Source organism: Caballeronia choica (assembly GCF_001544535.1).
GTDB lineage: Bacteria > Pseudomonadota > Gammaproteobacteria > Burkholderiales > Burkholderiaceae > Caballeronia > Caballeronia choica.
This window is the reverse complement of sequence record NZ_FCON02000532.1, coordinates 1-854: the sequence shown is the minus strand read 5'-3', so window position 1 is coordinate 854 and position 854 is coordinate 1. Positions and strand designations below refer to the sequence as shown.

Below are 854 nucleotides of genomic sequence, written 5' to 3'. Positions count from 1 at the left end.
CTAGGGCGTGTTGACAATTAGCAGATCCAGATGAATGCAGCGGCGAGCGCAACGAATGACGAGAAGCGTTCGGAGAGTTTGTCGTATCGGGTGGCGATGCGACGGAATTGCTTGATGCGACAGAAGAAACGTTCGACCAGATTTCGTGAGGCATAGAGATGCTCGTCCAAAGGGCGTTGGTCAAGGCGATTGGCGCGACTGGGGATGACGGCTTGAATACCCGTCGATTCCAGATGTTGCAGGATCGCGTTCGAATCGTAGGCTTTGTCGGCAGCCAGACTGGCGGGTTTCAGATCGTCGAGCAAAGGCAGCGCTTCGGGGCTGTCGCCCGCCTGACCGCCGGTCAGCCGAAAGCGTGCGAGCATGCCCAATCCATCGACCAGAGCATGAATCTTGGTGGTCAATCCGCCACGCGAGCGGCCGATCGCCTGATCGCCGTTTTTTTGGGCGCGCCGGCGGCATGCTGGTGCGCCCGCACAATGGTGCTGTCGATGAAGACCTCCTCGAAGTCGGCATCGCCCGCAAGCTCAACAAATACGGTATGCCATACCTGCGCGCGAGACCATCTGGCGAAGCGTTTATACACGCTGTTCCAAGCTCCGAAATCAGCAGGCAGATCACGCCATGGGCTGCCGGTGCGAGCAATCCACAGCACCGCCTCGACAAACTGTCGATTGTCCGCCGCTGTTCGACCCGCATCCGTGGCTTTGCCAGGCAGCAGTTGGGCAATCCGCGCGTATTGGTCATCGCTGAGCATTAACCTTGGCATCCTGAATTTCCGCAAAAGACAGGATGTAAACAGATTTCTCCAAAAGTTAACAGCCCCCGACCGGATGATTGTCAACACGCCCTAG

Annotated in this window: 1 protein-coding gene; it reads right to left on the bottom strand. The window is 57.6% G+C overall.

Annotated features, from left to right (window positions below; all coding sequences use genetic code 11):
• Positions 1-17: 17 nt before the first annotated feature.
• Positions 18-769, bottom strand: a protein-coding gene (locus AWB68_RS45540; RefSeq protein ID WP_374729671.1) for an IS5 family transposase whose coding sequence is annotated in 2 segments (ribosomal slippage) — positions 18-449 and positions 452-769 — 750 coding nt in all. Because the reading frame shifts where the segments join, the coding sequence is not laid out codon by codon here.
• Positions 770-854 lie beyond the last annotated feature (85 nt).